25 protein-coding genes are annotated in these 26,377 nt (G+C 59.2%); 11 read left to right on the top strand and 14 right to left on the bottom strand.

Annotated elements, in window-relative coordinates; translation table 11 throughout:
• Window positions 1-2: 2 nt before the first annotated feature.
• From yidD to rpmH, 3 genes are read right to left on the bottom strand one after another with little or no spacing between them, the layout of a single operon-like run.
• Window positions 3-248, bottom strand: coding sequence for a membrane protein insertion efficiency factor YidD (yidD, locus tag V6F91_RS09795; RefSeq protein WP_010465488.1), 246 nt, complete (start codon window positions 246-248; stop codon window positions 3-5).
• Complete coding sequence (gene rnpA / locus V6F91_RS09790; protein WP_197677837.1) at window positions 241-642, bottom strand: ribonuclease P protein component; 402 nt, start codon at window positions 640-642, stop codon at window positions 241-243. Before rnpA ends, yidD begins: the two co-directional genes overlap by 8 nt.
• Window positions 643-658: 16 nt before the next feature.
• A complete protein-coding gene (gene rpmH / locus V6F91_RS09785; RefSeq protein WP_003213577.1) occupies window positions 659-793 on the bottom strand; it encodes a 50S ribosomal protein L34 in 135 nt (44 codons plus the stop codon).
• 566 nt (window positions 794-1,359) lie between these two features.
• On the opposite strand from rpmH, the gene dnaA reads away from it, so the two are divergent.
• From dnaA to gyrB, 4 genes are read left to right on the top strand one after another with little or no spacing between them, the layout of a single operon-like run.
• Window positions 1,360-2,883 (top strand): chromosomal replication initiator protein DnaA, encoded by a 1,524-nt coding sequence (gene dnaA, locus V6F91_RS09780; protein WP_332763870.1) that lies wholly within the window; start codon window positions 1,360-1,362, stop codon window positions 2,881-2,883.
• A 39-nt stretch (window positions 2,884-2,922) separates the two neighbouring features.
• Window positions 2,923-4,026 (top strand): DNA polymerase III subunit beta, encoded by a 1,104-nt coding sequence (gene dnaN, locus V6F91_RS09775; RefSeq protein WP_186546224.1) that lies wholly within the window; start codon window positions 2,923-2,925, stop codon window positions 4,024-4,026.
• 14 nt (window positions 4,027-4,040) lie between these two features.
• Window positions 4,041-5,144 carry a DNA replication/repair protein RecF gene (gene recF, locus V6F91_RS09770; protein ID WP_016772389.1) on the top strand — a complete coding sequence of 368 codons (1,104 nt, stop codon included), beginning with the start codon at window positions 4,041-4,043 and terminating at the stop codon, window positions 5,142-5,144.
• A 5-nt stretch (window positions 5,145-5,149) separates the two neighbouring features.
• A complete protein-coding gene (gene gyrB / locus V6F91_RS09765; RefSeq protein WP_090288680.1) occupies window positions 5,150-7,567 on the top strand; it encodes a DNA topoisomerase (ATP-hydrolyzing) subunit B in 2,418 nt (805 codons plus the stop codon).
• Window positions 7,568-7,627: 60 nt separating this feature from the next.
• Here gyrB and V6F91_RS09760 read toward each other — a convergent pair whose 3' ends face one another.
• Window positions 7,628-9,064, bottom strand: a complete 1,437-nt coding sequence (locus V6F91_RS09760; protein ID WP_332763864.1) for a zinc-ribbon domain-containing protein — start codon at window positions 9,062-9,064, stop codon at window positions 7,628-7,630.
• Window positions 9,065-9,119: 55 nt separating this feature from the next.
• Window positions 9,120-9,824: a response regulator transcription factor gene (locus V6F91_RS09755; RefSeq protein ID WP_332763862.1), complete on the bottom strand. Its 705-nt coding sequence runs from the start codon at window positions 9,822-9,824 to the stop codon at window positions 9,120-9,122.
• Window positions 9,825-9,982: 158 nt separating this feature from the next.
• Between V6F91_RS09755 and V6F91_RS09750 the strand changes: the two genes are divergently transcribed.
• Window positions 9,983-11,515 (top strand): HAMP domain-containing sensor histidine kinase, encoded by a 1,533-nt coding sequence (locus tag V6F91_RS09750; RefSeq protein WP_332763860.1) that lies wholly within the window; start codon window positions 9,983-9,985, stop codon window positions 11,513-11,515.
• Between the two features lie 168 nt (window positions 11,516-11,683).
• Here the strand turns inward: V6F91_RS09750 and V6F91_RS09745 are convergent, their stop codons facing one another.
• The 4 genes from V6F91_RS09745 to glyQ all read right to left on the bottom strand — a co-directional run bounded on the left by V6F91_RS09745 (window position 11,684) and on the right by glyQ (window position 16,093).
• Window positions 11,684-12,463, bottom strand: coding sequence for a lysophospholipid acyltransferase family protein (locus V6F91_RS09745; protein WP_332763858.1), 780 nt, complete (start codon window positions 12,461-12,463; stop codon window positions 11,684-11,686).
• Window positions 12,464-12,544: 81 nt separating this feature from the next.
• Window positions 12,545-13,084, bottom strand: a complete 540-nt coding sequence (gene gmhB / locus V6F91_RS09740) for a D-glycero-beta-D-manno-heptose 1,7-bisphosphate 7-phosphatase (protein ID WP_332763856.1) — start codon at window positions 13,082-13,084, stop codon at window positions 12,545-12,547.
• Window positions 13,085-13,088: 4 nt separating this feature from the next.
• The gene (gene glyS / locus V6F91_RS09735; protein ID WP_332763854.1) at window positions 13,089-15,143 is read right to left on the bottom strand and encodes a glycine--tRNA ligase subunit beta; all 2,055 of its coding nucleotides are present in this window, start codon (window positions 15,141-15,143) and stop codon (window positions 13,089-13,091) included.
• Entirely contained in the window at window positions 15,140-16,093 is a 954-nt protein-coding gene (gene glyQ, locus V6F91_RS09730) for a glycine--tRNA ligase subunit alpha (protein WP_003187265.1), read from the bottom strand. Before glyQ ends, glyS begins: the two co-directional genes overlap by 4 nt.
• Before the next feature lie 81 nt (window positions 16,094-16,174).
• Here glyQ and V6F91_RS09725 point away from each other — a divergent pair, with 81 nt between their 5' ends.
• Window positions 16,175-16,732: a DNA-3-methyladenine glycosylase I gene (locus V6F91_RS09725; RefSeq protein WP_332763851.1), complete on the top strand. Its 558-nt coding sequence runs from the start codon at window positions 16,175-16,177 to the stop codon at window positions 16,730-16,732.
• 41 nt (window positions 16,733-16,773) lie between these two features.
• Window positions 16,774-17,661: a lysophospholipid acyltransferase gene (locus tag V6F91_RS09720; RefSeq protein ID WP_332763849.1), complete on the top strand. Its 888-nt coding sequence runs from the start codon at window positions 16,774-16,776 to the stop codon at window positions 17,659-17,661.
• A 93-nt stretch (window positions 17,662-17,754) separates the two neighbouring features.
• Here V6F91_RS09720 and V6F91_RS09715 read toward each other — a convergent pair whose 3' ends face one another.
• The 5 genes from V6F91_RS09715 to def all read right to left on the bottom strand — a co-directional run bounded on the left by V6F91_RS09715 (window position 17,755) and on the right by def (window position 22,448).
• Entirely contained in the window at window positions 17,755-18,072 is a 318-nt protein-coding gene (locus tag V6F91_RS09715) for a tetratricopeptide repeat protein (RefSeq protein ID WP_332764882.1), read from the bottom strand.
• Between the two features lie 145 nt (window positions 18,073-18,217).
• Complete coding sequence (gene trkA / locus V6F91_RS09710) at window positions 18,218-19,594, bottom strand: Trk system potassium transporter TrkA (protein ID WP_090287869.1); 1,377 nt, start codon at window positions 19,592-19,594, stop codon at window positions 18,218-18,220.
• 22 nt (window positions 19,595-19,616) lie between these two features.
• Window positions 19,617-20,927 (bottom strand): 16S rRNA (cytosine(967)-C(5))-methyltransferase RsmB, encoded by a 1,311-nt coding sequence (gene rsmB / locus V6F91_RS09705; RefSeq protein ID WP_332763846.1) that lies wholly within the window; start codon window positions 20,925-20,927, stop codon window positions 19,617-19,619.
• Window positions 20,924-21,883 carry a methionyl-tRNA formyltransferase gene (fmt, locus tag V6F91_RS09700; protein ID WP_332763844.1) on the bottom strand — a complete coding sequence of 320 codons (960 nt, stop codon included), beginning with the start codon at window positions 21,881-21,883 and terminating at the stop codon, window positions 20,924-20,926. Before fmt ends, rsmB begins: the two co-directional genes overlap by 4 nt.
• Before the next feature lie 58 nt (window positions 21,884-21,941).
• Window positions 21,942-22,448: a peptide deformylase gene (gene def / locus V6F91_RS09695; protein WP_186546237.1), complete on the bottom strand. Its 507-nt coding sequence runs from the start codon at window positions 22,446-22,448 to the stop codon at window positions 21,942-21,944.
• Window positions 22,449-22,609: 161 nt separating this feature from the next.
• On the opposite strand from def, the gene V6F91_RS09690 reads away from it, so the two are divergent.
• The 4 genes from V6F91_RS09690 (at window position 22,610) to V6F91_RS09675 (ending at window position 26,342) form a co-directional block, all read left to right on the top strand.
• A complete protein-coding gene (locus V6F91_RS09690; protein WP_332763839.1) occupies window positions 22,610-23,635 on the top strand; it encodes a LysM domain-containing protein in 1,026 nt (341 codons plus the stop codon).
• A 79-nt stretch (window positions 23,636-23,714) separates the two neighbouring features.
• Window positions 23,715-24,815: a DNA-processing protein DprA gene (gene dprA / locus V6F91_RS09685; protein ID WP_423815326.1), complete on the top strand. Its 1,101-nt coding sequence runs from the start codon at window positions 23,715-23,717 to the stop codon at window positions 24,813-24,815.
• 55 nt (window positions 24,816-24,870) lie between these two features.
• The gene (locus V6F91_RS09680; RefSeq protein WP_090287880.1) at window positions 24,871-25,428 is read left to right on the top strand and encodes an L-threonylcarbamoyladenylate synthase; all 558 of its coding nucleotides are present in this window, start codon (window positions 24,871-24,873) and stop codon (window positions 25,426-25,428) included.
• Window positions 25,429-25,667: 239 nt separating this feature from the next.
• A complete protein-coding gene (locus V6F91_RS09675; RefSeq protein WP_332763838.1) occupies window positions 25,668-26,342 on the top strand; it encodes a hypothetical protein in 675 nt (224 codons plus the stop codon).
• Window positions 26,343-26,377 lie beyond the last annotated feature (35 nt).

Raw genomic sequence — 26,377 nt, 5'->3', positions numbered from 1 at the left:
GATTACTCGGCCATCGAAGAAGAACGGGAGGTAGGGATAGGCGGAACCGGGTCATAACCACCGGGATTCCACGGATGACAGCGACCTAAACGACGAAAGGTCAGCCAGCCACCGCGCAGAAGGCCATGATTTTCAATGGCTTCATACGCGTAGCAGGAACAACTGGGGTAGAAACGACAGTGGCTGGCCATCAAAGGACTAATGGCATAGCGATAAAACTGGATCGGAACGAGGGCCAGTTTACGCATCTGGACTGTCTACCCCTACAGTTTCGGTTTTAACTGCCGGAACCGGCTTGTTACGAGCCAGACGCTTCCAGAGTTTGCCGAAATGCTGAATCAATTCGGGGTTTTCTACATCGCCCAGACCTTTGCGCGCGACGATAACGATGTCCCAGCCGACCAGTGAATCCTGGTGCAGACGGAACGATTCGCGCATCAAACGTTTGAGACGATTGCGCTCAACGGAGAGCTTGACGCTCTTTTTCCCGATAACCAGCCCGAGACGGGGGTGATCGAGATCGTTGTCGCGTGCAAGGAGCAGGAGATTTTTCCCCGGAACCTTGCCGGTAGGGGAGTCAAAGACTGCCTTGAAATGCCGGGGGGTAAGCAGACGCTTTTCCCGACTGAAGTCCTGACTCACCTCCAGTACCGGATTATCAAACTGCCAGACGCGCACGACCTTTGGCGCGACGACGCGACAGGACTGCGCGGCCGTTCTTGGTAGCCATGCGAGCACGGAAACCGTGGGTACGAGCGCGTTTGATAGTGCTTGGTTGGAAAGTACGTTTCATGTCGTGTTACCTGGTTCGTCCACAACGGGCCGGAATGGCCCCCGTTTTAAGAGACCGGGGATTCTAGAGAAAGCAAGCCTTCAGGTCAATTTCCAACCAGCGTTTCCTTATAAATAGATCTCCCGGACGTTTTCGTCTGAAACACTGTCCGCCAGATATAAAAATAGAGAAGGGAATTATTTAAAGCTTTTCTGTAAAGCTTGTTAAAGCTAGGCAATGCATCCTCTGTGGATAAGTGACATGACACCTTTATTTATCTGGTGTACAGGGAATGACAACTACAGTGGAAAACCGTGATCAGCCTGTGCTGCGCTGTCGGATAACCTGTGCGTGGAATGGTCGGTTATCCACAGGCAGGTTATCCACCGAGTTCAGGCCCCAGTTGTCCAGTGCCCTCAAGGGTGGTTATCCACAGAGCTTATTCACTAACCGTTGGTCGCCTTTTATCGATCCAGGCCGCTGACAATTGATGAATGCCGGGCAACCTGCGTGTGGATAAGTGGACGGCTCGCCGCTACAATGGCCGCTTGTTTTTGCCTCACCGGCTTTCAACTTAGGGGATATCCGTGTCAGTGGAACTTTGGCAGCAGTGCGTGGAGCTTTTGCGCGAGGAGCTGCCTGCCCAACAATTCAACACCTGGATCCGTCCACTACAGGTCGAAGCCGAAGGCGACGAGTTGCGCGTCTACGCACCGAACCGTTTCGTGCTGGACTGGGTCAACGAAAAGTACCTGGGCCGGGTCATGGAACTGCTGGATGAGCACGGCAATGGCATGGCACCTGCGCTGTCCTTGTTAATAGGCAGCAAACGCAGCTCGGCTCCGCGTGCCGCCCCGAATGCACCGCTGGCTGCGGCGCAGGTTTCTCAGGCCCAGGCCAATACCGCGCCTGCCAGTGCGCCGGCTCCTGCACCGGCGCGCGCGTCGAACAAGCGTTCAACGCACAAAACCGAAGAAATCAGTGAAGAGCCGTCTCGCGACAGCTTTGATCCGATGGCCGGTGCCGCGTCGCAACAAGCCCCGGTTCGGGCCGAACAGCGCACCGTGCAGGTCGAAGGTGCGCTCAAGCACACCAGCTATCTGAACCGCACCTTCACCTTTGAAAATTTCGTCGAAGGTAAATCCAACCAGCTCGCCCGGGCGGCGGCGTGGCAGGTCGCGGACAACCCCAAGCATGGCTATAACCCGCTCTTCCTTTATGGGGGCGTCGGCCTGGGTAAAACCCACTTGATGCACGCGGTGGGTAACCATCTATTAAAGAAGAACCCGAATGCCAAGGTCGTGTACCTGCATTCCGAGCGTTTCGTGGCCGATATGGTCAAGGCGCTGCAGCTGAACGCCATCAACGAGTTCAAGCGTTTCTACCGATCGGTGGACGCATTGCTGATCGATGACATTCAGTTCTTCGCCCGCAAAGAGCGCTCGCAGGAAGAATTCTTCCACACCTTCAACGCCCTGCTTGAAGGTGGCCAGCAGGTCATTCTCACCAGTGACCGCTACCCGAAAGAAATCGAAGGTCTTGAAGAGCGTCTCAAGTCGCGTTTCGGTTGGGGCCTGACGGTAGCCGTCGAGCCGCCGGAGCTGGAAACCCGCGTGGCCATCTTGATGAAAAAGGCTGACCAGGCCAAAGTCGAGTTGCCGCATGACGCGGCATTCTTCATCGCCCAGCGTATTCGCTCCAACGTGCGTGAGCTGGAAGGCGCGCTGAAACGCGTGATCGCCCACTCGCACTTCATGGGCCGCGACATCACCATCGAGCTGATTCGCGAATCGCTGAAAGACCTGCTGGCGTTGCAGGACAAACTGGTCTCTGTGGATAACATCCAGCGCACGGTCGCCGAGTACTACAAGATCAAGATCTCCGATCTGCTGTCCAAGCGCCGTTCGCGCTCGGTAGCGCGCCCGCGTCAGGTGGCCATGGCGTTGTCCAAGGAACTGACCAACCACAGCCTGCCGGAAATCGGCGATGTGTTTGGCGGTCGCGACCATACGACCGTGTTGCACGCCTGCCGCAAGATCAACGAACTTAAGGAATCCGACGCGGACATCCGCGAGGACTACAAGAACCTGCTGCGTACACTGACCACTTGATGAACACCAGCGCAGCTTATTAAGGCAAGGGACTAGACCATGCATTTCACCATTCAACGCGAAGCCCTGTTGAAACCCCTGCAACTGGTCGCAGGCGTCGTCGAGCGCCGACAGACCTTGCCGGTACTCTCCAACGTGCTGTTGGTTGTCGAGGGCCAGCAACTGTCGCTGACCGGTACCGACCTTGAGGTCGAGCTGGTCGGTCGTGTGCAACTCGAGGAGCCGGCCGAAACAGGTTCCATCACCGTGCCTGCGCGCAAGCTGATGGACATCTGCAAAAGCCTGCCCAACGATGCGCTGATCGACATCAAGGTCGACGAGCAGAAGCTGGTGGTGAAGGCCGGCCGTAGCCGTTTCACCCTGTCGACCCTGCCAGCCAACGATTTCCCGACCGTTGAAGAAGGTCCGGGCTCGCTGACCTGCAGCCTTGAACAAAGCAAACTGCGTCGTCTGATCGAACGCACCAGCTTCGCCATGGCCCAGCAGGACGTGCGCTACTACCTCAACGGCATGCTGCTGGAAGTTTCTGCAGGCATCATCCGCGCGGTGGCAACCGACGGTCACCGTCTGGCCATGTGCTCGATGCAGGCCGATATCGGTCAGCCGGATCGTCATCAGGTGATCGTGCCGCGCAAAGGTATCCTTGAACTGGCACGTTTGCTCACCGAGCCGGACGGCAATGTCAGCATTGTTCTCGGTCAGCACCATATCCGTGCGACCACCGGCGAATTCACCTTCACCTCGAAACTGGTCGATGGCAAGTTCCCGGATTACGAGCGCGTGCTGCCCAAGGGTGGCGACAAGCTGGTACTGGGCGATCGCCAGGCCCTGCGTGAAGCGTTCAGCCGTACCGCTATTCTGTCCAACGAGAAGTACCGCGGCATTCGCCTGCAACTGGCCAGCGGTCAGTTGAAGATCCAGGCCAACAACCCGGAACAGGAAGAAGCGGAAGAAGAAGTGGGCGTTGAATACAACGGCGGCTCGCTGGAAATCGGCTTCAACGTCAGCTACCTGCTCGACGTGTTGGGCGTGATGACCACCGAGCAGGTTCGCCTGATCCTGTCCGACTCCAACAGCAGCGCGTTGGTGCAAGAGTCCGACAATGACGACTCGGCTTACGTTGTCATGCCGATGCGTCTGTAATCAGCTGATTCTGAATGTCGTTAAGTCGTGTTTCGGTCACCGCGGTGCGCAATCTGCACCCGGTGACCTTCTCCCCCTCTCCCCGCATCAACATTCTTTACGGCGCCAACGGCAGCGGCAAAACCAGTGTACTGGAAGCCATTCACCTGCTGGGGCTTGCCCGTTCGTTTCGTAGCACGCGCTTGTTGCCGGTCATCCAGTACGAGCAACTCGCCTGTACGGTATTCGGTCAAGTTGAATTGGCCGAGGGCGGGCACAGTGCGTTGGGGATCTCTCGCGACCGTCAGGGCGAGTTTCAGATTCGCATCGATGGGCAGAACGCCCGTAGCGCTGCGCAACTGGCGGAAATCCTGCCGCTGCAGTTGATCAACCCCGACAGCTTCCGTCTGCTCGAAGGCGCGCCAAAGATTCGCCGGCAGTTCCTCGACTGGGGCGTGTTCCACGTCGAGCCGCGGTTCATGGCGACCTGGCAGCGTTTGCAGAAGGCCTTGCGTCAGAGAAACTCCTGGCTGCGGCATGGTACACTTGACGCCGTTTCGCAAGCGGTTTGGGACAGGGAACTGTGCCAGGCCAGCGCTGAAATTGATGAATACCGCCGCGCTTACATCACAGCCTTGAAACCGGTCTTCGAACAGACCTTGAGCGAACTGGTTGAGCTCGAGGGTTTGACGCTCAGCTATTACCGAGGCTGGGATAAAGACCGGGAGTTGAGCGCCGTACTTGCTGGTTCCGTGCAACGGGACCAGCAGATGGGGCACACCCAAGCCGGACCGCAACGGGCTGATTTGCGTCTTAGATTGGGCGCACACAATGCCGCGGACATATTGTCCCGGGGTCAGCAGAAGTTGGTGGTCTGCGCACTGCGGATTGCCCAAGGGCACCTGGTCAGCCAGGCCCGCCGCGGTCAGTGTATTTATCTGGTGGATGACTTGCCGTCCGAGCTGGACGAGAGCCATCGCCGCGCGCTGTGCCGTTTGCTGGAAGACTTACGCTGCCAGGTGTTCATCACCTGTGTAGATCACGAATTATTGAGGGAAGGCTGGCAGACGGAAACGCCAGTCGCTTTGTTCCACGTGGAACAGGGCCGTATCACCCAGACCCACGACCATCGGGAGTGAAGGCATTGAGCGAAGAAAATACGTACGACTCATCGAGCATTAAAGTGCTGAAAGGCCTGGATGCCGTGCGCAAACGTCCCGGTATGTACATTGGTGACACCGACGATGGCAGCGGTCTGCACCACATGGTGTTCGAGGTGGTCGACAACTCGATCGACGAAGCCCTCGCCGGCCATTGCGACGACATCAGCATCATTATTCACCCGGACGAATCCATCACCGTGAAAGACAACGGTCGTGGCATCCCGGTAGACGTACATAAAGAGGAAGGCGTTTCCGCCGCCGAGGTCATCATGACCGTCCTTCACGCCGGTGGTAAGTTCGACGATAACTCCTACAAGGTATCCGGTGGTCTGCACGGTGTAGGCGTGTCGGTAGTGAACGCATTGTCCGAAGAACTGGTCCTGACCGTCCGCCGCAGCGGCAAGATCTGGGAACAGACCTACGTCCACGGTGTACCTCAGGCACCGATGGCCATCGTTGGCGACAGCGAAACCACCGGCACCCAGATTCACTTCAAGGCTTCCAGCGAAACTTTCAAGAACATTCACTTCAGCTGGGACATCCTCGCCAAGCGCATTCGTGAACTGTCTTTCCTCAACTCCGGTGTTGGCATCGTCCTCAAGGATGAGCGCAGCGGCAAGGAAGAACTGTTCAAATACGAAGGCGGCCTGCGCGCGTTCGTTGAATACCTGAACACCAACAAGACTGCGGTCAATCAGGTGTTCCACTTCAACATCCAGCGCGAAGACGGCATCGGTGTAGAAGTTGCCCTGCAGTGGAACGACAGCTTCAACGAGAACCTGTTGTGCTTCACCAACAACATTCCCCAGCGCGATGGCGGTACCCACCTGGTGGGCTTCCGTTCGGCGCTGACGCGTAACCTGAACAACTACATCGAACAGGAAGGCCTGGCGAAGAAACACAAAGTCGCCACCACCGGCGATGATGCTCGTGAAGGCCTGACCGCGATCATCTCGGTGAAAGTACCGGATCCGAAGTTCAGCTCGCAGACCAAAGACAAGCTGGTGTCTTCCGAAGTGAAGACTGCGGTCGAGCAGGAGATGGGCAAATATTTCTCCGACTTCCTCCTGGAGAACCCGAACGAAGCCAAGCTGGTGGTCGGTAAGATGATCGATGCCGCCCGTGCCCGTGAAGCGGCGCGCAAGGCTCGTGAAATGACCCGCCGCAAAGGCGCGCTGGACATTGCCGGCCTGCCGGGCAAACTCGCTGACTGCCAGGAGAAAGACCCGGCGCTGTCCGAACTGTACCTGGTGGAAGGTGACTCCGCGGGCGGCTCTGCCAAGCAGGGACGTAACCGCAAGACTCAGGCGATCCTGCCGTTGAAGGGCAAGATCCTCAACGTCGAGAAAGCGCGTTTCGACAAGATGATCTCGTCTCAAGAAGTGGGCACCTTGATCACTGCGCTGGGTTGCGGCATCGGCCGCGACGAGTACAACATCGACAAGTTGCGCTATCACAACATCATCATCATGACCGATGCTGACGTCGACGGTTCGCACATTCGTACCCTGCTGCTGACCTTTTTCTTTCGTCAGTTGCCGGAGCTGATCGAGCGCGGCTACATCTACATCGCCCAGCCGCCGCTGTACAAGGTCAAGAAAGGCAAGCAAGAGCAATACATCAAGGACGACGACGCCATGGAAGAGTACATGACGCAGTCGGCCCTCGAAGATGCGAGCCTGCACCTGAACGAAGACGCACCGGGTATTTCCGGCGAAGCGCTCGAGCGTCTGGTCAACGACTTCCGCATGGTGATGAAAACTCTCAAGCGCCTGTCGCGCCTGTATCCGCAGGAGCTGACCGAGCACTTCATCTACCTGCCAGCGGTGAGCCTGGAAACCTTGGGCGACCATGCAGCGATGCAAGACTGGCTGGCCCAGTATGAAGTTCGTCTGCGCACTAATGAGAAGTCGGGTCTGGTCTACAAGGCCAGCCTGCGTGAAGACCGCGAACGTGGTGTCTGGTTGCCTGAGGTTGAACTGATCTCCCACGGCCTGTCCAACTACGTCACGTTCAACCGCGACTTCTTCGGCAGCAACGACTACAAGACCGTCGTCACCCTCGGCGCTCAACTGAGCACCCTGCTCGACGAAGGCGCGTACATCCAGCGTGGCGAACGCAAGAAAGCCGTCACCGAGTTCAAGGAAGCCCTCGACTGGCTGATGGCCGAAAGCACCAAGCGCCACACCATTCAGCGATACAAAGGTCTGGGTGAAATGAACCCGGATCAGCTGTGGGAAACCACCATGGACCCAAGCGTGCGCCGCATGCTGAAAGTCACCATCGAAGATGCCATCGGCGCCGACCAGATCTTCAACACCCTGATGGGTGATGCGGTCGAACCTCGCCGAGACTTCATCGAGAGCAATGCGCTGGCGGTTTCCAACCTGGATTTCTGACCCGGGTCAGTGTCAAATAAAAAAGGCCAACGCATTGCGTTGGCCTTTTTTGTAAGTGCTTCAACCGATGCTGTAGAACTTGCAAAGTTGCTGATATTCCGTCTCATGTTGATATTGATCGTAAACGATCGGCAATCTTGAAAGAGATGCGTTGGTAGTAGCTGCCAAATATTTCAACACTTCAAGTATGGCTTCTCTCCATTTCTGATCGTAATAATTGTTGCCTGGGTAGAGCACGACTTTATCGGCGGTAGTGATTGCTGGCAGTCGGTCATCGCGCAGGCGAATCACAGTCCAGCCATCGTTTTTCAATCGCCTGTCTTTGGCTTGGTCACTCAGCAGTTTAGTCTGATGCCACCAGTTGCCATCCACTTCGATGGCAATCTTTGGAAAGTTTGGCAGTGCCAGCGAGATATCAATTTCTATTTTGCTGCCGCCAATCGGGAATTTTTTAGAGTGCTTGTGTGACACCCCCAGCAAACCTGCGATTTCGCAGCCAAACCTTAATTGTGTTCGACTGATATTGCTTTTGCAGAACGGGCAACCCGGATTATTCGTGCGCGCGTCAACGTCCCGTGTCCAGATATGTTCAGGGTTGACGGGACACTTCCATTTCACCTCCAGCCGTACGTTCGATGGGATATCGTCCGGGGTCAGAGTCGGATGGGACGGACAGATCATCCATTGTGCCGCCAGGGCCGGATAATTTGATCCGAGCGTACCTCGGTTAGCTATTCTGGTTTTCCAGTCCTTCAGTTGGGAATACTTTTTGCGCTCTTTCTCGCAGTGTGGCTTTGCGCAGAAAAACGCGGTTTCCCTACTGGCTCCGCCGACCTGGCGTTTCACCGGATGACCACAGCATTCACAGCGAAAGAATGCGTACTCGTTGGATTTCACCTTTAGCGTGTTTAGATCCTGCACGCATACGGCATGCTGCTTGGCTGCAAGTTTTGGAAACAGAGCAGTGAAACTGTTGGAGGAGGTAGCCCTCTTCTCGTAAGAACCGCGGGCATTGGTTACAGCTCTACGCTGTTGCCTACACTCCTCTTGTTCGCAGAAGAGCCCCAGCTCATCAATCTTGATCGAGAAAGGACTCTTCAGGATATTGGGCTGGTCGCATTGTTTGCAGCGAAAGAGAAGTTTCTGTTTGGACTTCTTCGACACGGTACTTGCAAGGGCTGGATCCGAAAGTTGTTTGGCCAACTCCGGCCTGCTCGCACGCAACGAGTCCTCTGGCAGTACTTTACGGGCAGGCACAAGTAGCTTGCGCTGGGCCTGACAAGCAGGCGATTTACAGAATATGAGTGACTTATCACCCTGCCGCCGAAACATGTTTCCCACATTCTTTTTTACCCACTCGGTGCACCCCGTTCCCATGCAGCTGAATTCAAGGGTTTGATGGGATTGAGCATGAATGGTTGTCGGGTCCATACCCGGGTGAAGCCGTTTACTGATTTCGGGGAACGCCTGGTTCAGGTAAATGGGCGGACCGGACATGCGCTCTTCCTTGGCTGACGAATTCTTCGGTGAAATTGTTGAAAGCACCCCGAGCCTACACGCTTTCCAAGCGGTACCCATATCCATAAATCGTCAACAACTGCCAGCCACGATCCGCAGTTAACCCGAGTTTGTTACGTAACCGATAGATATGCGTATCCAGAGGTCTTGAGGAGGCTACTTCTTCATGCGGCCAAAATCGCTCATATAAATAATCACGCGACAGCGGCCGCCCCAGATTGCTGAACAGGCACCGAGCGAGCCGGTACTCCCGCTCAGTCATGACGATCGATTTGCCCTCGCGGATAACGGTCAGCTCAGCATCATCGAAAATCAGGTCATTGAAGGTAAGTACTTCGCCAGCAGGTGTGCGTTGCTGGCTATGTCGGCGCAGTACCGCAGCGACTCGCGCCTTCAGTTCATTGGGCCGAAATGGCTTGCTCACATAATCGTCAGCTCCGGCATTCAACGCCTGGACGATATCGCTCTCGCCATCGCGGCTGGTCAGCATGATCGCTGCAGGTGGCGCGTCCATGTGCTCGCGGGTCCAACGCAGCAGCGCCAGGCCGGTGAGGTCGGGCAGTTGCCAGTCGAGGATCAGCAGGTCGAAGGTTTCCCGACGCAGTTGACGCAGCAGGTCTTCACCGCGCTCGAAGCTGTGCAGCGCCCAAGGTTGTTCGCCAGCCTCGGCCATCTGTTGCAGGGTTTGCTCGACCCTTCGCAGTTCGGCGGGTTCGTCATCCAGTATCGCAACACGCATACGCGGGGGTTCCTTGTCGCTTGGGCAGTTGGGCAACTGTAGTCGCTTGGCCTGTGCGATGAAAGTAAGCGGCTTTCGTCGGCCGACGTCCGCTATGATTCTTCGGATCTACGTCTCGGACCCGTGGCCCATGAAACCATTCACCCTGCCCTGTTCCCATGAACAATAATCGTCGACGCGAAAGCCGGGTACCCAGTCAAGTGCAACGACTGTTTCGCCAGTTGGTGCGCGAATGGCTGTGGATAAGTCTGGTGCTGTTGCCGCTGACTGCGTTTCTGTCCTATCGCGCGCAGACCAGTTTGCAGGGTATCTCGCCGACGACGGGGGCGTCGTTATCGGTCGGGCTGGTGGCCGCCGTGCTCAGTCTATTGTTATGGCGCCCGCGTTGGGCGCTGTGGATTTCCCTGATGGGCATGGCCTGCGCACTCTTGATCAGTGCCGGTCTGGCGCAGGCGCAACGCTGGTGGTCGCCGACGCCGGCGGTGCTGGGCATGTTGTTCGGTTATCTGATCTGGAACTGGCGCCGTCTGAGTGTGGTGTTGACCTATTTCGGTTGGGAACTGGCGCGCCTGGACAGCGAGCCAAAGGTATTTCCGGAGCGTCGGCGTTCGCAGTTCACCGGTGCCGATCGCTTGCAGGGCCAGATCATGGCGCTGGAACAAGCCATGAGCCGCACCCGCGATACCCGAAGATTCATTGCCGATGGCCTCGAATACCTGCCCGTCGCCACGCTGATCAGCGACCCCAAGGGACAAATTCTGTTGGGCAACCGCAAAGCACGCGAGCTCTTCGAAAACGATCTGGTGGGCAACGATGTGCTCGATCAGCTAGCCAGCCTGGGCTATCCGGAATTATCCCCAACACCACGCCCGCCATTGTCAGCTATGCCGCTGCTGGAATTTCGCGACCACAAGGAGCGCAGCCTGCGTCTGGACCGTGCGGCATTGCTGACCGCCGATGGCGATACGCCTATCGGTTGGCTGCTCAGCCTCACCGACCTCAGCGCCGAACGCGCTGCCGAAGAACAACGCAGCGTGTTGCTGCGCTTCTTGTCCCACGATTTGCGCGCGCCCCACTCGGCCATCCTTGCGCTGCTGGATGTGCATCGCCATCAGGCCGGCGCTGATTCGCCTTTGTTTGACCAGATCGAACGCCAGGTTCGCCGTGCACTGGATTTGACAGATGGCTTCGTCTTGTTGGCGCGAGCCGAGTCAGAGGCCTATCAATTTCAGCCAAGCCTGTTCGCAATGCTGGTGTTGGACGTGCTCGATCAAGCGCTGCCCATCGCTCAGCAAAAACGTATCGAACTGCGGCATGCCATGGATGAGCAATCTCCGGAACGCCTGGTCATGGCTGATCAAGGCTTGCTGACCCGCGCTTTGTTCAACCTGTTGGAAAACGCGATCAAATACAGCCCGGCAGGTTCTACCGTGGGATTACATGTCAGCTGTCACGAGCAGTGGCTGCGTTGCGAGTTGATTGATCAGGGCAAGGGTATCGCCGAGCGCGAGTTGCCGGAGCTGTTCAGCCAATATCGGCGTTTCTCCTCCGCGCAGGGCACTGATGGCATAGGGCTGGGCCTGTCGATGGTCAAAGCGGTGATTGATCATCACGGTGGCAGCATCGAATGTCACAGCGAAGTCGACCGAGGCACAACGTTCCTGCTGCAGTTACCGTTGATTGCTGAATGAACAGGCACAAAAAAACCGGCTATATCAGCCGGTTTTTTTACATCTAAAATAAACTTATGCACGGTTTCCGAGATTGGAAGATCGTAAAAAAAACATTTCTAAATCAATTAGTTGCATTGAATATGACGGCGATTTAGAACAATCCGTACACAGGTTATCCACAAAATGTCAGGCAGGCACTTGCTCATTGGCGACCGGCGCTTGCGGCGCCGGTGGCAGCGAGCCCATTTCCTGCTGCATCTTTTCATTCCAGGCCTGGACCCGGTCGTTCAGCTCGGCAATGGCGCGGGGGCCAGTGCCTTCGGCGTACATAGGCTCGCCGATCACGACAGTGATCACCCCGGGCTTTTTGCCCCAGCCGACTTTCGGCCAGAATTTGCCGGCATTGTGTGCAATCGGCAGCACCGGAAGCGCCGCATTCACCGCCAGCGCACTGCCGCTGCGCGAGAATTTGCCGATGGTGCCGTAAGGTACGCGCGTCCCTTCGGGGAAGATCAGCACCCAGACGTTGTCCTTGAGCAACTCATCGCCTTTGGCCGCGACTTGCTTGAGTGCGGCTTTGGGATTGTCGCGATCGATCGCGATCGGCCGCAGCATGGCCATGGCCCAGCCGAAGAACGGCACGTAAAGCAGTTCGCGCTTGAGCACCTGGCTCAAGGGCGAGAAATAAGCCGAGAGAAAAAATGTCTCCCAGGTGCTCTGGTGGTTCGATTGAATCACGCACGGCCGGTCAGGCACGTTTTCCGCGCCGCTGATTTCGTAGCGGATACCGAGGAAGACCTTGGTCAACCACAAGGCGCAACGGCACCAGTACACGTTGATGAAACGATAGCGCGCCTTGAAAGAAAGAAACGGCGCGATAAAAAAACTCAAGCTGCACCACAGCAGGGAGGTGGTGCCCAGCAGCAGGTAAAAGAGAAAAATCCTGATGGCCCGCAGTATCGACATAGTGACATTTACCGTTACGGGCAATGCCCGTCTGTTCAAGCGCACCCCCGAGCAATCCCTGGTCAGGAATTCAGAAGTACTCTAGTTGTGGATAAGTTCTGCGGCAATCGCCGCCAGATCGTCGAAAATCAGAGTGCCCACCGGCAGGGTTTTGCCCTGAGTCTTTGCGCCTTTCCCGGTCTTTACCAAAACTGGCTGTGAATCGACGGCTTTGGCAGCCTCCAGGTCACCAAGGCTGTCGCCGACGAACCAGACGTTGGTCAACGGCACCTGGTAATGGGCGGCGATGGTCTTGAGCATGCCCGGTTTCGGTTTGCGGCAATCGCAACCTTCGTCCGGCCCATGCGGGCAATACACGATCAGCCCGACTTCACCGCCCTGCTCCGCCACCAACTCGCGCAAGCGCGTGTGCATGGTGTCGAGGGTGGCGAGGTCGTAATAGCCGCGAGCAATTCCCGACTGGTTGGTGGCCACTGCCACCGTCCAGCCGGTCTTGCTCAACTGCGCAATCGCTTCGATCGAACCGGGGATCGGAATCCACTCTTGCACCGACTTGATGTAAGCGTCGGAGTCGTAATTGATCACTCCGTCCCGATCGAGAATCAGCAGTTTCAACAGCAATCCCTCAACCCAGCAGCGAAATGTCGGCAACGCCAAGGAACAGACCGCGCAGACGCGCCAGCAGCGCGTAACGGTTGGCCCGCACATTGGCGTCGTCGGCATTGACCATCACCGCGTCGAAGAATGCATCCACCGGCTCACGCAATGCCGCCAGGCGTGCGAGCGTTTCGTTGTACTGACGCGCCGCGGCCATTGGCTGCACCGCCTGATCCGCTTGCTGGATCGCCGAGTACAGCGAGAACTCGTTGGCGTTGTCGAAGTACTTGGCTTGCACCTCGCTAGGTACAGAGCCTTCGACCTTGCTCAACAGGTTCGACACACGCTTGTTGACGGCCGCCAGCGCTGCCGCTTCCGGCAGTTTGCGGAACGCCTGCACCGCTTGCACACGCTGGTCGAAATCCAGCGCTGAGCCCGGCTTCAGGGCACGCACCGACAGATACGTCGCGACATCGACGCCTTCGTCTTCGTAACGTGCACGCAGGCGGTCGAAGATAAATTCCAGCACCGATTCGTTGAGACCGGCAGCCTTGACCTTGGCGCCGAACGCACTCACCGCGAAAGCCACGGCGTCGTTCAGGTCGAGGTCGAGTTTTTTCTCGATCAGGATGCGCAAAACGCCGAGTGCCGCACGGCGCAAGGCATACGGGTCTTTGCTGCCGGTTGGCAACATGCCGATACCGAAGATGCCGACCAGGGTGTCGAGCTTGTCGGCGATCGCCACCGCTGCTCCGGTCAAAGTCGCCGGCAGCTCAGCCCCGGCACCGCGCGGCATGTACTGCTCGTTCAGCGCCAGCGCGACGTCCTGCGGCTCGCCGTCATTGAGGGCGTAGTAGTAACCGGCGACGCCTTGCATCTCCGGGAACTCGCCGACCATTTCGGTGGCCAGGTCGCACTTCGACAGCAAGCCGGCACGGGCCGCCCAAGAGGCGTTGCCGCCAATGCGCGCGGCGATGTACGCCGCCAGTTTCGAGACGCGTTCGGCCTTGTCGTAGACGCTGCCGAGTTTTTCCTGGAACACCACGTTTTGAAGGCGCAGGTTGAAATCTTCGAGCTTCTGCTTTTTGTCTTGCTTGAAGAAGAACTCGGCGTCGGTCAGACGTGGGCGGACCACTTTCTCGTTACCGGCGATGATCTGCTGCGGGTCTTTGCTTTCGATGTTGGCCACAGTGATGAAACGTGGCAGCAACTTGCCGTCGGCATCCAGCAGGCAGAAATACTTCTGGTTGTCCTGCATGGTGGTGATCAGCGCTTCTTGCGGCACGTCGAGGAAACGCTCCTCGAACGAGCACACCAGCGGCACTGGCCACTCGACCAGCGCAGTCACTTCGTCGAGCAGCGCCGGCGGCACGATTGCGGTGCCTTCCTGACGGGTCGCCAGTTCTTCGGTGCGCTTGCTGATGATCTCGCGACGCTCGTTGGCATCGGCCAGCACGTAGGCGGCACGCAGGTCAGCGAGGTAGCTCGATGGCGAACCAATGCGCACGCCTTGCGGATGGTGGAAACGGTGACCACGAGAATCACGGCCAGCCTTCTGCGCAAGGATGGTGCAATCGATGACCTGATCACCAAGGAGCATCACCAGCCATTGGGTCGGACGTACAAACTCTTCCTTGCGTGCACCCCAACGCATGCGTTTCGGGATCGGCAGGTCGTTCAGCGAATCTTCGACGATGGTCGGCAGCAGGCTCGCGGTCGGCTTGCCGGCGATGTTCTGGCTGTAACGCAGTTTCGGCCCGCTCTGATCGATTTCGCTCAGCTCGACGCCGCACTTCTTGGCGAAGCCCAGCGCGGCCTGAGTCGGATTGCCGTCAGCGTCGAATGCGGCCTGACGTGGCGGGCCGTCGAGGTTGATGCTGCGATCCGGCTGCTGAGTGGCCAGCGCGGTGATCAGCACAGCCAGACGCCGCGGTGCGGCGTAGACGGTCTTGGTCTCGTAGTGCAGGCCAGCGGCTTGCAGGCCCTTGTCGATACCGGCGAGGAATGCTTCAGCCAAAGTATTCAGAGCTTTGGGTGGCAGTTCTTCGGTGCCCAGTTCAACCAGAAAATCTTGCGCACTCATTGTGCAGCCTCCAGCTTGGCCAGTACTTCGTCACGCAGGTCCGGGGTCGCCATCGGGAAGCCCAGCTTGGCGCGTGCCAGCAGGTAGGCTTGCGCAACGGAACGCGCCAGGGTGCGCACGCGCAGAATGTATTGCTGACGCGCAGTCACCGAGATCGCCCGGCGCGCATCCAGCAGGTTGAAGGTGTGCGACGCCTTCAGAACCATTTCATAGCTCGGCAACGGCAGCGGCTGGTCGAGTTCGATCAGGCGCTTGGCTTCGCTTTCATAAAAGTCGAACAGTTCGAACAGCTTGTCGACGTTGGCGTGTTCGAAGTTGTAGGTGGACTGTTCCACCTCGTTCTGATGGAACACGTCGCCGTAGGTGACTTTGCCGAACGGACCGTCAGCCCAGACCAGGTCGTAGACCGAATCCACGCCTTGCAGGTACATCGCCAGGCGCTCGAGACCGTAGGTGATTTCGCCGGTTACCGGGTAGCACTCGATGCCGCCTGCTTGCTGGAAGTAGGTGAACTGAGTGACTTCCATGCCGTTGAGCCAGACTTCCCAGCCCAGACCCCAGGCGCCGAGGGTCGGCGATTCCCAGTTGTCTTCGACGAAGCGGATGTCGTGGACCAGCGGGTCGAGGCCGACATGCTTGAGCGAGCCCAGGTACAGTTCCTGGAAGTTGTCCGGGTTCGGCTTCAAGACGACCTGGAACTGGTAGTAGTGCTGCAGACGGTTCGGGTTTTCGCCGTAGCGGCCGTCAGTCGGACGGCGGCTTGGCTGCACGTACGCGGCGTTCCAGGTTTCCGGGCCGATGGCGCGCAGGAAGGTCGCGGTGTGGAAAGTGCCGGCGCCTACTTCCATATCGTAGGGCTGAAGTACCACACAACCTTGCTCGGCCCAGTATTGCTGGAGCGCGAGGATCAAGTCTTGGAAGGTACGCACGGCTGGCGTAGGCTGGCTCACGAAATTCACCTGTTTCTTGGGCTGCGATTTAAAGAGCGGGAGTATACCCGATTCGTTGCTGCGCACGCCCCCTGGAGCCTTATGCCACGCTGCTTTTGGTGTACCGAAGATCCGCTGTACATGGCTTATCACGATCAGGAGTGGGGCACGCCGCTACGCGATGCGCAGGGTTTGTTCGAGTTGCTTTTGCTCGAAGGGTTCCAGGCCGGGCTGTCGTGGATCACCGTGCTGCGCAAGCGCGAGCGTTATCGCCAGGTGCTGTTCGGCTTCGACGTGCAGCGTGTGGCGCAGATGAGCGACGCCGAAATCGACGAACTGATGCTCGACCCGGGCATCATCCGCAATCGCCTGAAACTCAACGCCGCCCGGCGCAATGCCCAGGCGTGGCTGGCGCTGGAGGATCCGGTGGCATTTCTGTGGTCGTTTGTTGGCGAGCAACCGATCATCAATCATTTCAAGGATCGCAGCGAAGTCCCGGCGATCACTCCCGAAGCGCTGGCGATGAGCAAGGCGCTGAAAAAGGCCGGGTTCACCTTTGTCGGCCCGACCATCTGCTACGCGTTGATGCAGGCCTCGGGCATGGTCATGGACCACACCCAGGATTGCGACCGCTACGCGCAGTTGGTCATCGCCGGTTAGAATGCCCGCCTCGCGCACAGCACAAAGATCAGGAGTGACCTGTGGAAAAGTTTAAAGGCGCCTTGCTGGTAGGCGCGCTGCGGCTGTTTGCCCTGCTGCCATGGCGGGCGGTGCAGGCCGTGGGTTCGGCGATCGGCTGGATCATGTGGAAGACCCCCAACCGCTCCCGCGACGTGGTGCGGATCAACCTCGCCAAATGTTTTCCACTGATGGACCCGGCCGAACGCGAGCGTCTGGTCGGCCAGAGTTTGAAGGACATCGGCAAGTCCCTGACCGAAAGCGCCTGCGCGTGGATCTGGCCAGCGCAACGTTCGATCGATCTGGTTCGTGAAGTCGAAGGCCTCGAGGTATTGAAAGAGGCGCTGGCCTCGGGCAAAGGCGTGGTTGGCATCACCAGCCACTTGGGCAACTGGGAAGTGCTCAACCACTTCTATTGCAGCCAGTGCAAACCGATCATCTTCTACCGCCCACCCAAGCTCAAGGCTGTGGACGAGTTGCTGCGCAAACAGCGCGTGCAATTGGGCAACAAAGTCGCTGCATCGACCAAGGAAGGCATCCTCAGTGTTATCAAGGAAGTGCGCAAAGGCGGTGCAGTAGGCATTCCGGCCGACCCGGAACCGGCCGAATCCGCCGGTATCTTCGTGCCGTTCTTCGCCACTCAGGCCCTGACCAGCAAGTTCGTACCGAACATGCTCGCTGGCGGCAAAGCAGTTGGCGTGTTTCTGCATGCCTTGCGACTGCCGGACGGCTCTGGCTACAAAGTGATCCTCGAAGCCGCGCCCGAAGCCATGTACAGCACCGATACCGCTGAGTCCTGCGCGGCCATGAGCAAAGTGGTCGAGCGCTACGTCGCGGCGTATCCAAGCCAGTACATGTGGAGCATGAAGCGCTTCAAAAAACGTCCACCGGGCGAAGCGCGCTGGTACTGAGCATATCGACGAGATTGGCATGGTCTGTGGATAACTCACCGTCAAAGTTATCCACAACCGTTCGTTCGAGGGCGCAGCAGATGTCCGAACAGCCTACCGCTGCTGGCGCTCGAGCTTCTTCAGAAACACCGTCATTTCCTTTTCGGCCTGCTTGTCGCCATGGGCGCGGGCCGCTTCCAGCCCCTGTTCCCATGCTTGCCGCGCGGCAGCAGAATCACCCAGCGCCAATTGGGCCTTGCCCAATAATTTCCATGCCGCCGAATATTTCGGATCGAACGCCACGCAGCGCTGAAAATGCTCGGCGGCCTTGGTATTTTCGCCCAGATCCAGATAACCCTTGCCCAGGCCGAAGCGCAGCAGAGCGTTATCTACACCCTTGGCGAGCATTTTTTCCAAAGATTCGAGCATCAGTGGATTTCCTTTTTCTGTAGCGCGTCAGGACCATCTTCAAACCCGTGGATCCGCCTTCGCGAGCAGGCTCGCTCCCACAGGGAAACACATTCCAAATGTGGGAGCGAGCCTGCTCGCGAAGGGGCCGGTGCCATCAGCGCAGATCTCAGAAGAAGCTCAACCCCACATGAAACAGCTTCTCCACATCGCGAATATGCTTTTTATCCACAAGGAACAGAATCACATGGTCGCCCGCTTCGATCACCGTGTCGTCGTGGGCAATGATCACCTGTTCGTTGCGGATCACCGCGCCGATGGTGGTGCCCGGCGGCAGGCCGATTTTTTCGATCGGCTTGCCGATGACCTTGCTCGACTTGGCATCGCCGTGGGCGATCGCCTCGATGGCTTCCGCCGCCCCGCGACGCAATGAGTGCACGCTGACGATATCGCCACGGCGCACGTGGGCCAGCAAGGTGCCGATAGTCGCCAGTTGCGGGCTGATTGCAATGTCGATATCGCCGCCCTGGATCAGGTCGACGTAGGCCGGGTTGTTGATGATCGTCATGACCTTCTTCGCCCCGAGCCGTTTGGCCAGCAGCGAAGACATGATGTTGGCTTCGTCATCGTTGGTCAGGGCTAGGAAGATATCGGCGTCGGCGATGTTCTCCTCCAGCAGCAGATCGCGGTCCGAAGCGCTGCCCTGCAGCACCACGGTGCTGTCGAGCGTGTCGGAGAGATAACGGCAACGCGCCGGGCTCATCTCGATGATCTTTACCTGATAACGGCTTTCGATGGCTTCGGCCAGGCGCTCGCCGATCTGCCCGCCACCGGCGATGACGATGCGTTTGTAGGTTTCGTCGAGGCGGCGCATTTCGCTCATCACCGCGCGAATATCCTCACGGGCGGCGATGAAGAACACTTCGTCGTCAGCCTCGATCACCGTGTCGCCCTGCGGCAGGATCGGCCGGTCACGGCGGAAAATCGCGGCGACGCGGGTTTCAACGTTCGGCATATGTTCGCGTAGCTGGCGCAGTTGCTGGCCGACCAGCGGCCCGCCGTAATAGGCGCGCACCGCCACCAGTTGCGCAGCGCCTTCGGCGAAGTCGATCACCTGCAAGGCGCCGGGATGCTGGATCAGACGTTTGATGTAGTTGGTCACCACCTGCTCGGGGCTGATCAACACGTCGACCGGAATCGCCTCGTTCTGGAACAGCTGCTCTTCGCGATTGAGATACGACGCTTCGCGCACCCGGGCGATCTTCGTCGGGGTGTGGAACAGCGTGTGGGCGACCTGACAGGCGACCATGTTGGTCTCGTCACTGTTCGTTACCGCGACCAGCATGTCGGCGTCGTCGGCACCGGCCTGACGCAGCACCGAGGGCAGCGAGCCACGGCCCTGCACGGTACGGATGTCGAGGCGATCGCCGAGGTCGCGCAGGCGCTCGCCATCGGTGTCCACCACGGTGATGTCGTTGGCCTCGCTGGCCAGATGTTCTGCCAGCGAACCGCCGACCTGTCCTGCACCGAGGATGATGATTTTCATCCAGTCACTCCGTTGAATCCGTTTAGCTGCGCGCGGCAGCGATCTTGATCAGCTTGGCGTAGTAGAACCCGTCATGGCCGCCCTGCTGGGCCAGCAATTGGCGACCATGGGGCTGTTTGATTCCGGCCGCAGTGGCCAGGTCCAGCTCCCGTGCTCCCGGCGTACGCTCGAGGAACGCGGCAATCACCTCAGTGTTTTCCGTCGGCAGCGTCGAGCAAGTGGCGTACAGCAGGATGCCGCCGACTTCGAGGGTTTGCCACATTGCGCCGAGCAGCTCGCCTTGCAGTTGCGCGAGGGCGGCGATGTCGTCGGCTTGCCGCGTCAGCTTGATGTCCGGGTGACGGCGGATCACCCCGGTGGCCGAGCACGGTGCGTCCAGCAGAATGCGCTGGAACGGTTTGCCATCCCACCACTTCGCCGTGTCGCGGCCATCGGCGGCGATCAGCTCAGCGCTCAGGCCGAGGCGTTCAAGGTTTTCCTTCACCCGCACCAGACGCTTGGCTTCCAGATCCACCGCCACCACGCCGGCCAGCTTCGACTCGGCTTCGAGGATATGGCAAGTCTTGCCGCCGGGCGCGCAGCAGGCGTCGAGCACGCGCTGGCCCGGCGCCAGGTCGAGCAGGTCGGCGGCCAGTTGCGCGGCTTCGTCCTGCACGCTGATCCAGCCCTCGGCGAAACCCGGCAGGCTGCGCACATCGGCAGCGGCTTTGAGGATGATGCCGTCGCGGCTGTACACGCAGGGCGTTGCGGCAATCCCGGCCTCAGTCAGTAAACCGAGGTAGGCGTCGCGGCTGTGATGGCGGCGGTTGACCCGCAGGATCATCGGCGGATGTGCGTTGTTCGCCGCGCAAATCGCTTCCCATTGCTCAGGCCAGAACGCCTTGAGGGATTTTTGCAGCCAGCGCGGGTGCGCCGTGCGCACTACCGGATCACGCTCCAGCTCGGCAAAAATTGTTTCGCTTTCGCGCTGGGCATTGCGCAGCACGGCGTTGAGCAGGCCTTTGGCCCAAGGCTTTTTCAGCTTGTCGGCGCAACCCACGGTCTCGCCGATGGCGGCGTGGGCCGGCACGCGGGTGTAGAGCAATTGGTAGAGACCGACCAGCAGCAACGCCTCGACATCGGCGTCGGCGGCCTTGAACGGTTTCTGCAACAGCTTCTCCGCCAATGCCGACAGACGTGGCTGCCAACGCGCAGTGCCGAAGGCCAGATCCTGCGTGAAACCGCGATCACGATCCTCGACCTTGTCCAGTTGCGTGGGCAGCGAACTGTTCAGCGAAGCCTTGCCGCTGAGCACAGCGGCGAGTGCCTTGGCGGCGGCCAGACGCGGGTTCATTGCGCGTCCACCGCGGCACCGAGCATGGTGCCGACGGCGAATTTCTCGCGACGGCTGTTGAACAGGTCACTGAAATTCAGTGCCTTGCCGCCGGGCAATTGCAGACGGGTCAGGCACAGGGCTTGTTCGCCGCAGGCAATGACCAGACCGTCCTTGCTGGCGCTGAGGATTTCACCCGGCGCGCCTTTGCCTTCGGCGAGATTCGCCGCCAGCACTTTCAGCGCTTCACCGTTGAGGGTGCTGTGGGTGATCGGCCATGGATTGAAGGCACGCACCAGACGTTCCAGTTCAACCGCCGGACGGCTCCAGTCGAGGCGTGCTTCGTCCTTGTTCAATTTGTGCGCGTACGTGGCGAGTTCGTCGTTCTGCACTTCGCCTTCCAGCGTGCCGGCGACGAGACCGGCAATCGCCTGCACCACGGCGGGCGGGCCCATTTCAGCGAGACGATCATGCAAAGTGCCGCCGGTATCGTCGGCACTGATTGGCGTGACGACCTTGAGCAGCATCGGCCCGGTGTCGAGCCCAGCCTCCATGCGCATCACGGTCACGCCACTTTCTGCGTCACCGTGTTCCACGGCACGTTGAATCGGCGCCGCACCGCGCCAGCGTGGCAGCAGCGAGGCGTGGCTGTTGATGCAGCCCAGTCGCGGAATATCCAGCACCGCTTGCGGCAGGATCAGGCCGTAAGCAACCACCACCATCAGGTCCGGCTGCAATGCCGCCAGTTCGGCCTGAGCATCGGCATTGCGCAAGGTCGGCGGCTGCAACACCTGGATATGGTTTTCCAGGGCGAGCTGTTTGACCGGGCTCGGCATCAGTTTCTGCCCGCGACCGGCCGGCCGATCCGGCTGGGTGTACACCGCGACAATCTCGTACGGGCTGTTCAGCAAGGCCTTGAGGTGTTCGGCGGCGAACTCCGGGGTGCCGGCAAAAACGATGCGCAATGGCTCAGTCATGAAGGGCGTCTCATAAAAATGAAAAAGGCTTGCCGCAGCAAGCCTTTGAAGAGGGGCATCAAGCGTTCTGGCGGTGCAGCTTTTCCAGCTTCTTCTTGATCCGGTCGCGTTTGAGCGTGGACAGGTAGTCGACGAACAATTTGCCGTTGAGGTGGTCGCATTCGTGCTGGATGCACACCGCGAGCAGGCCTTCGGCGATCAGCTCATAGGGCTTGCCGTCGCGGTCCAGCGCCTTGATCCTGACCTTTTGCGGGCGATCGACGTTTTCGTAGAAACCGGGTACCGAGAGGCAGCCTTCCTGGTACTGGTCCATCTCCTCGGTCAATGGCTCGAACTCGGGGTTGATGAACACCCGCGGCTCGGTCCGGTCTTCGGAAAGGTCCATGACCACGATGCGTTTGTGCACGTTGACCTGGGTCGCGGCAAGGCCGATGCCCGGCGCTTCATACATTGTTTCAAACATGTCATCGACCAACTGACGCACTTCGTCGTCCACTACAGCCACAGGCTTGGCGATAGTGCGCAGACGCGGGTCCGGGAATTCGAGGATGTTTAAAATGGCCATAGGCTTTGATTGCTGCACACGTTGAGTAAAGTCGGGTCGATGGCCTGGCAGGTCCGAAGATGCAGGCTACCGTTGTGAAGCGTAGCTTGTGCAGTTTGCCCAAGCGAGCCACGGGGGCTCTGACGGTTCACGCGAACGCATATGATAAAGGGATTCACGGCATGAGGAAAACACTACTCGCCCTGCTGCTTCTGGCTTCGGCCGGCGCTGCGCAAGGGCAAGTGCAACTCAGGGATGGTTTTCCACAGCAATACACGGTGGTTTCAGGGGATACGCTCTGGGACATTTCCGGCAAATACCTGCGCGAGCCCTGGCAATGGCCGCAACTGTGGCGGGCCAATCCGCAGATCGATAACCCCAACCTGATCTATCCCGGCGACACGCTGACGCTCAGCTACGTCAACGGCCAGCCGCAACTGACCGTCAACCGTGGCGAGTCGCGCGGCACCATCAAACTCTCGCCGCGTATCCGCACCAGCCCTGTAGCCGAGGCGATTCCGAGCATTCCGCTGAAGTCCATCAACAGTTTTCTGTTGAGCAACCGCATCGTCGACAAGGCCGAAGATTTCGACAAGGCACCGTACATCGTCGCCGGCGATGCCGAGCGCGTGCTCAGTGGCACCGGTGACCGCATCTTCGCCCGCGGCCATTTCGACCCGGAACAACCGGTGTACGGCATCTTTCGTCAGGGCAAGGTCTACACCGACCCGCAGACCCAGGAGTTTCTCGGGATTAACGCCGACGACATCGGCGGCGGTGAAATCGTCGCCACCGAAGGCGACGTCGCCACTCTCGCGCTGCAACGCACCACGCAGGAAGTGCGCCTTGGTGACCGTTTGTTCAGCGGCGAAGAACGCTCGATCAATTCGACCTTTATGCCCAGCGCCCCCGCCCGCGATATCAACGGGGTGATCATCGACGTACCACGCGGCGTCACGCAGATCGGTGCGATGGACGTGGTCACGTTGAACAAGGGCAAACGCGACGGCCTCGCCGAGGGCAACGTGCTGGTGGTGATGAAAACCGGTGAAACCGTGCGCGACCGGATCACCGGCCAGCCGCTGAAAATCCCCGACGAACGCGCCGGGTTGCTGATGGTATTCCGCACCTACGACAAACTCAGCTATGGCCTGGTGCTCAACGCATCGCGCTCACTCGCAGTGCTCGACAAGGTGCGTAATCCGTAGCTTGCTCAACAAGTTACCAACAGAGTTATCCACAGCTTGTTCCGAAAGGTTCGGGCCTTATATCGATCAAGGATGATCCATGATGTCGCCTGTCTGTACACCGGTTTCCCCGGCGGAACTGGAAGCGCGTCTGCGCCTGCACCGTTTGCCGGATATCGGCCCCAAGCGCTTCGCCAAATTGCTCGATGCCTTCGGCTCGGCCTCCAAAGCCCTCAGTGCGCCGGCCAGCGCCTGGCGTTCGCTGGGTCTGCCGGCGGCGTGCGCCGAGGCGCGGCGTTGCCCCACGGTTCGCGACGGCGCCAGCCACGCAATGCGCTGGCTAGAGCGGCCGGGCCAGCATTTACTGATGTGGGACCAAGCCGATTATCCGGCGCTGCTGGCGCAGATTCCGGATCCGCCACCGTTGTTGTTCGTTGCCGGCGATGCGCAGATTCTGGAAAAACCCCAACTGGCGATGGTCGGTAGCCGCCGCGCTTCTCGTCCGGGCATGGACACCGCCACGGCGTTTTCGCGCAGCCTCGCCGGGGCCGGTTTTGTCATCACCAGTGGCCTGGCGCTGGGCATCGATGCGGCTGCACATCAGGCCGCGCTGGACGTTGGCGGGCTGACGGTCGGGGTACTCGGCACCGGCCTGGAAAACTTTTATCCACAGCGCAACCGACGGCTGGCCGAGGCGATGATGGCGTCCGGCAGCGCTGTGCTTTCGGAGTTTCCGCTGGATGCCGGGCCGACCCCCAGCAACTTCCCGCGGCGCAACCGGATCATCAGCGGTTTGTCGCTGGGCGTGCTGGTCGTCGAGGCCAGCGTCGCCAGTGGTTCACTGATCACCGCTCGCCTGGCGGCCGAACAGGGGCGCGAGGTGTATGCGATTCCCGGGTCGATTCATCATCCGGGCGCACGCGGCTGTCATCAGTTGATCCGTGATGGCGCAGTGCTGGTCGAAACCATCGAACACATCCTCGAAGCCCTGCGCGGCTGGCAGCACGTGTCGTTGTTCACAGATTCGGCGAACGCCGATCATCCGTTGCTCGCTCTCCTTCATGCCGCGCCGCACACCAGCGAAGCGCTGGCCGACAGCAGCGGCTGGGCCTTGCCCAAAGTACTGGCGGCGCTGACCGAACTGGAAATGGACGGCCGGGCGGTGTGCGAAAACGGTCGTTGGCTGGCCAGGACACGCTAGGTTTTACATGCAGGATAGGTAAACTGCGCGAAACCTGATTGCGGAGAGTTTTTTCATGGTTAACAGTTGGCGTGTGCAACAAGCCGCGCGAGAGATTCGCGCCGGGGCGGTGATTGCCTATCCAACCGAAGCCGTCTGGGGGCTGGGTTGCGACCCGTGGAATGAAGAGGCCGTGGACCGGCTGCTGGCGATCAAGAACCGCTCGGTGGTCAAGGGGCTGATTCTGGTCGCCGACAACATTCGCCAGTTCGACTTCCTCTTCGAAGATTTCCCTCAGGAATGGATCGACCGCATGGCCAGCACCTGGCCGGGGCCGAACACCTGGCTGGTGCCGCACCAGGGCTTGCTGCCCGAATGGGTGACTGGCATCCACGACACCGTGGCACTGCGGGTCAGTGATCATCCGCAAGTGCGCGACCTCTGTTCACTGGTCGGGCCGCTGATTTCCACGTCTGCCAACCCTCAGGGTCGCCCGGCTGCGCGTACGCGCCTGCGGGTCGAGCAGTATTTCCGTGGGCAGATCGATCTGGTGCTCGGCGGGCAACTGGGTGGACGCAAGAACCCCAGCGTGATCCGCGACCTGGCGAGCGGCAAGGTTATTCGTCCCGACTGATCCGCCTCCAAAGATAAAAAATGTACGTACTCCTCGGCGTGATGACGGGGAGTACTACGCATGCCTGCGATTTGTCCTGCAACGGTGCTGTTCATCGTGTCGGAAAAGTCGCCAACTGCCCGGATTCATTGACTTTTCCCACCTGATTATCAGACCTCCTGACGTGGCGGAATCGCCAAAAGCAACCATCCTTTCCCTGCACTCGAAACACTTCGATAAGTAAAGGACGCGGAGAAAGAATGGACACTACGGATTTGCAACTCACCGATTACCTGCAAACGCTTCAGGCGACGCTAAAGATTCATCACGAGGGTTGCCGTATCGTGACGCTTGAAGCGGGATCGGATACTCAGGATTTCGATCGGTTCATCGACCGGCAATTTCGGCTGCGGCTGCAGCATTACATGCTGTCCTCACGTGCGCGGCTGCTCGAAACGCAACTGGCGATCAAGTCGCGCAGTACGCACTTTCTGCTGTACCGCCACGACCAGTTGCTGGCGGTGCTGCGGGCCACTCCAGCGCCATTCGAATGGGCGTTGCTGGCGCAACAACATGTGTCGCCCACGGTGGCGCTGTCACGGCATGTCGAATTCAGCCGTTTGATCTCGTACTCGACCCATCAACTGCCCATCGCGGTCAACGGTCTGTTGGCCGCCGCTGCCGAGTGGGCGATCAGGAACGGCTACCAGGGCGTCACCGCACTGTGCCGGTCGCAACAGCTGCGTTTTTACCAACGTTTCGGCCTGATGCCGATCGCTTCGAATGCCCTGCACATCGATCAGCGCGCACGCGGCGATTACTGGGTGTTGTCAGCCGAGTGGCGGCAAGTCCTCGCGGCGGTGCAACAGCCGGATCAGGCGATGGTTAGCCATGCGGTGCAGAAACCGTTGGCATGTCATCCGCCAGGTTTCTAAAGGCGCTCGCGTCGTCTCGCCAGCCGTGGTTCAAG

Origin of the sequence: Pseudomonas koreensis (genome assembly GCF_036668835.1) — a bacterium.
Classification (GTDB): domain Bacteria; phylum Pseudomonadota; class Gammaproteobacteria; order Pseudomonadales; family Pseudomonadaceae; genus Aquipseudomonas; species Aquipseudomonas koreensis_I.
Note: the sequence above shows the minus strand (reverse complement) of the source record. Positions and strands in the feature narration are given on the sequence as shown.

Coding starts and splice junctions, on each gene's coding strand:
- yidD (WP_010465488.1), bottom strand. CDS start 248: ATGCGTAAACTGGCCCTCGTTCCGATCCAGTTTTATCGCTATGCCATT.
- rpmH (WP_003213577.1), bottom strand. CDS start 793: ATGAAACGTACTTTCCAACCAAGCACTATCAAACGCGCTCGTACCCAC.
- dnaN (WP_186546224.1), top strand. CDS start 2,923: ATGCATTTCACCATTCAACGCGAAGCCCTGTTGAAACCCCTGCAACTG.
- recF (WP_016772389.1), top strand. CDS start 4,041: ATGTCGTTAAGTCGTGTTTCGGTCACCGCGGTGCGCAATCTGCACCCG.
- V6F91_RS09760 (WP_332763864.1), bottom strand. CDS start 9,064: ATGTCCGGTCCGCCCATTTACCTGAACCAGGCGTTCCCCGAAATCAGT.
- V6F91_RS09755 (WP_332763862.1), bottom strand. CDS start 9,824: ATGCGTGTTGCGATACTGGATGACGAACCCGCCGAACTGCGAAGGGTC.
- V6F91_RS09750 (WP_332763860.1), top strand. CDS start 9,983: ATGAACAATAATCGTCGACGCGAAAGCCGGGTACCCAGTCAAGTGCAA.
- V6F91_RS09745 (WP_332763858.1), bottom strand. CDS start 12,463: ATGTCGATACTGCGGGCCATCAGGATTTTTCTCTTTTACCTGCTGCTG.
- glyS (WP_332763854.1), bottom strand. CDS start 15,143: ATGAGTGCGCAAGATTTTCTGGTTGAACTGGGCACCGAAGAACTGCCA.
- V6F91_RS09725 (WP_332763851.1), top strand. CDS start 16,175: ATGCCACGCTGCTTTTGGTGTACCGAAGATCCGCTGTACATGGCTTAT.
- trkA (WP_090287869.1), bottom strand. CDS start 19,594: ATGAAAATCATCATCCTCGGTGCAGGACAGGTCGGCGGTTCGCTGGCA.
- rsmB (WP_332763846.1), bottom strand. CDS start 20,927: ATGAACCCGCGTCTGGCCGCCGCCAAGGCACTCGCCGCTGTGCTCAGC.
- fmt (WP_332763844.1), bottom strand. CDS start 21,883: ATGACTGAGCCATTGCGCATCGTTTTTGCCGGCACCCCGGAGTTCGCC.
- def (WP_186546237.1), bottom strand. CDS start 22,448: ATGGCCATTTTAAACATCCTCGAATTCCCGGACCCGCGTCTGCGCACT.
- V6F91_RS09690 (WP_332763839.1), top strand. CDS start 22,610: ATGAGGAAAACACTACTCGCCCTGCTGCTTCTGGCTTCGGCCGGCGCT.
- dprA (WP_423815326.1), top strand. CDS start 23,715: ATGATGTCGCCTGTCTGTACACCGGTTTCCCCGGCGGAACTGGAAGCG.
- V6F91_RS09680 (WP_090287880.1), top strand. CDS start 24,871: ATGGTTAACAGTTGGCGTGTGCAACAAGCCGCGCGAGAGATTCGCGCC.
- V6F91_RS09675 (WP_332763838.1), top strand. CDS start 25,668: ATGGACACTACGGATTTGCAACTCACCGATTACCTGCAAACGCTTCAG.